The sequence below is a fragment of the Actinomycetota bacterium genome (genome assembly GCA_035540895.1).
GTDB lineage: Bacteria > Actinomycetota > JAICYB01 > JAICYB01 > JAICYB01 > DATLFR01.
In genome coordinates this window covers 1-3,206 of record DATLFR010000212.1, presented here as the reverse complement: position 1 = coordinate 3,206, position 3,206 = coordinate 1, and the positions used below count along the sequence as shown (strand labels likewise).

Below are 3,206 nucleotides of genomic sequence, written 5' to 3'. Positions count from 1 at the left end.
CCGAAGGTGGTCGGCTCGGCGTGGATGCCGTGTGTCCGGCCCATGCACAGGGTGTCGCGGTGCTCGAGGGCCCGGTCCTTCAACGCGCGCACGAGACGGGTCAGCCCGTCCGCCAGCAGGTCGCACGACTCCCGCAGGGCGATCCCCTGAGCCGTGTCGACGACGTCGTAGGAGGTGAGGCCGAAATGGACCCACCGCCCCGCATCGCCGCACGTCTCGGCCACCCCGTCGACGAAGGCCGCCACGTCGTGGTTCGTCCGCAGCTCGATCTCCGCGATCCGCTGCGGGTCGACGCGGGCCCGTTCGCGGACCGCCTCCGCCGTCCCCGCCGGGACCGATCCGTGCTCCTCCCAGGCCGCGAGCGCGGCGATCTCGACCTCGAGCCACCTGTGGTAGCGGGCGTCGTCGGACCACAGGCGGCCCATCTCGGGACGGGTGTAGCGGGGGATCATGGGCCCATCGTAAGCGGCAGACGGACGCACCGCGGCGGGGCCCCCCATGGACCTCCCGCGGGTCCGGGCGTACGATCGGGGCATGCACGTGGGGGCACTGGTCCGCCGGGCGGTCGTGACGATCGGCCCCACCCACACGCTCCACGACGCCGCGGCCCGCATGGCGGAGCACAACGTCGGAGCCGCGGTCGTCCTGACGGAGGACGCGCCGGGGATCATCAGCGAGCGGGACATCCTGCGCGCGATCGCCCGCGGCCTGGATCCCTCCACCGAGGTGGTGGGCGACCACATGACGTGGAACGCCGTGGTCGCCACGCCGCAGTGGGACGTGGCCACCGCGGCCCGGACGATGACCGAGCGGGGGTTCCGCCACCTGCTGGTGGTGGACGAGGGGTCGGAGGTCGGGATCTTCTCGATCCGAGACCTCGTCGCCGCCCTCGTCGAGGACGGGGTCCTAGGCCCTTGACCGGCGCAGGACCCACATCCGGGTCCGGCCGAACCCTTGGAGCCTCTGCGGCCGCACCGGCTTGAGGTGGAACGCGTCCGCTCCCTCCAGCTCGGCGGCGACCGTGCCGTCCACGAGCACGGAGGCGGGGTAGGCGCTGTCCACCAGGCGGCTGGCCAGGTTGGGAGCCGGTCCGTACAGGTCTCCCCGGTGCGCGACGGCGGTCCCGGCGGCGAGCCCGACCCGCACGTCCGGGATCTGGTCGTCGGCGGCGAACGTCTCGACCAGCGCGAGCGCTATCTCGGCTCCCTCTCGCGGGTCGGGCGCCGTGAACATCACCTCGTCGCCGATCATCTTGATGATGCGTCCCCGGTGGGCGGCCACCTGCGCCGCGGCCGCGTCCTCGAAGCGCCCGACCACGGCGGCCAGCTCCCGCTCCGCCAGCTGCTGGCTGATGGCCGTGAACCCGACCAGGTCGGCGAAACCGACCACGACCGCCGCCTGCTCCCCGGTCACCACCTGATGGACGGCCCGGTCGGCCACGGCGCCCAGGTGGCGACGCCAGAGGTAGACGAGGAAATCCTCGAGGTCCCCGAGCAGGCCTTGGACGCCCGCCGCGGTCAACGCCATCGCGAACCCGTACGCGGCGTCCTCATCCTCGGCCTGGGTCTCCCGGCCCCGCTCCCGGACTACCTCCACCTGCGACGCCGCGATCCTGGACACCGCGTGCGCCATCACGCGCGTCATCTGTAAGGCCATCTCGGCGTCGGCGAACCCCTCCTCGATGAGCCGCCTGGCCCGGGACAGCATCTCGACATCCACCTCGGTGAACGCAGGTTCGTCGTCGGAGACGTCGCTGAACCCCATCGCCCGCCAGAACTGCATCGCCTCTTCGAGATCGGTGCCGGCGCGCTCAGCCACCTCCGACCTGGTCAGCCGCTGGCTCCCCGGGATGACCAGCCGCTCGATGGCGAGGGAGACCACCGCGGCGGGCCCGTCGGCGACGGCCCGGTGTATCTCCTCGGCCGCGACGCCGGAGGCCTCGAGCAAGCTCGGGAGCGAGTCCGGGTCGAGCCGCATCACACGCCCAGGGCGATATCGGTCCTTAGGTGCTGTCCCTCCATCTCGATCAGCGCGGCGGCCGCGTAGGCGCGGGACCGCGCGTCCGCGATATCCGTCCCGAGGGCGGAGACGTTCAGGACCCGCCCTCCCGAGGAGACGAGCCGGCTGCCGTCCAGCGACGTGCCGGCGTGGAACACGGCCACCCCGTCCATCGACTCCGCCTCCTGCACGCCGGAGACCTCGAGCCCCGTGCGGTACTCGCCGGGGTAACCACCGGACGCGAGGACGACCGAGACGCAGGCGTCCGGACGCCAGGACACCTTCGCGTCGCCCAGCGACCCGCCGGCGCAGGCGGTGAGAAGCTCCCCCAGGTCGGACTCGAGCCGAGGCATGAGCACCTGCGTCTCCGGGTCGCCGAACCGGCAGTTCACCTCGATGAGCTTCGCCCCGGAGTGGTCCACCATCAGCCCCGCGTAGAAGCAACCGGTGAACGCGGCTCCCTCGGCGGCCAGCCCGTCCAGGAGCGGGCGGACGATCTCGTTCACCGCGCGCTCCCGGACCTCGGCCGGCAGCCAGGGGACCGGAGAGTAGGAGCCCATGCCTCCGGTGTTCAGCCCCCCATCTCCGTCGAGCGCGCGCTTGTAGTCCTGCGCGGGCTCGAGGACGACGACGTCGTGTCCGTCGGTGAGGCAGAAGAGCGACGTCTCCCGTCCGGACAGGTACTCCTCCACGACGACCCGGCTCCCGGCGTCGCCGAACAGGCGCCCGCGCATGATCTCGTCGATCGCCGCGCGCGCCTCCCGCGCGTCCGCGCATATCCGCACGCCCTTGCCTGCGGCGAGGCCTTCCGCCTTCACCACGACCGGACCCTCGAGCTCGGCCGCGAACCGGGCCGCCGGTTCCGGCGCGTCGAACGACCGCCCGCGCGCCATCGGGACCCCGTACCGCTCGGCCAGTTCGCGGCACCAGACCTTGCTGCCCTCGATGCGCGCGGCCGACGCCCGGGGACCGAAGACCCTCAGGCCACGCGCCGAGAACAGATCGACGATCCCGGCGACGAGCGGGACCTCCGGTCCCACGACGGTGAGATCCACCTCGTGCTCGGACGCGTACCGCGCCAGGCCCTCCAGGTCGTGGACCGCGATCGGGACGGTCGGCCCGAGCTCGGCCATCCCGGGGTTCCCGGGGGCCGAGCAGACGGCGTCGACCGAAGGCGAACGGGCCAGCCTCCACGCCAGGGCGTGCTC

Annotated in this window: 4 protein-coding genes; 1 reads left to right on the top strand and 3 read right to left on the bottom strand. The window is 72.7% G+C overall.

Annotated features, from left to right (window positions below; genetic code table 11):
* Nucleotides 1-452, bottom strand: a 452-nt coding sequence (locus VM840_11855; GenBank protein ID HVL82272.1) for a lyase family protein, incomplete at its 3' end; no start/stop codon positions are given.
* An 82-nt stretch (nt 453-534) separates the two neighbouring features.
* On the opposite strand from VM840_11855, the gene VM840_11850 reads away from it, so the two are divergent.
* On the top strand, nt 535-918 hold the full coding sequence (locus VM840_11850) for a CBS domain-containing protein (GenBank protein ID HVL82271.1): 384 nt from the start codon (nt 535-537) through the stop codon (nt 916-918).
* On the opposite strand, the gene VM840_11845 is transcribed toward VM840_11850, so the two are convergent.
* Both VM840_11845 and purD read right to left on the bottom strand, forming a co-directional pair.
* Nucleotides 907-1,977, bottom strand: a complete 1,071-nt coding sequence (locus VM840_11845; protein ID HVL82270.1) for an adenylate/guanylate cyclase domain-containing protein — start codon at nt 1,975-1,977, stop codon at nt 907-909. The two genes, VM840_11850 and VM840_11845, sit on opposite strands and share 12 nt — an antisense overlap.
* Nucleotides 1,977-3,206 (bottom strand): phosphoribosylamine--glycine ligase (purD, locus tag VM840_11840; GenBank protein ID HVL82269.1); only part of this gene is annotated, 1,230 nt, incomplete at its 5' end. The genes purD and VM840_11845, both read right to left, overlap by 1 nt.

Bases quoted from the DNA above. Each gene is read 5' to 3' on its own strand.
- VM840_11850 (HVL82271.1), top strand. From the start codon at position 535: ATGCACGTGGGGGCACTGGTCCGCCGGGCGGTCGTGACGATCGGCCCC.
- VM840_11845 (HVL82270.1), bottom strand. From the start codon at position 1,977: ATGCGGCTCGACCCGGACTCGCTCCCGAGCTTGCTCGAGGCCTCCGGC.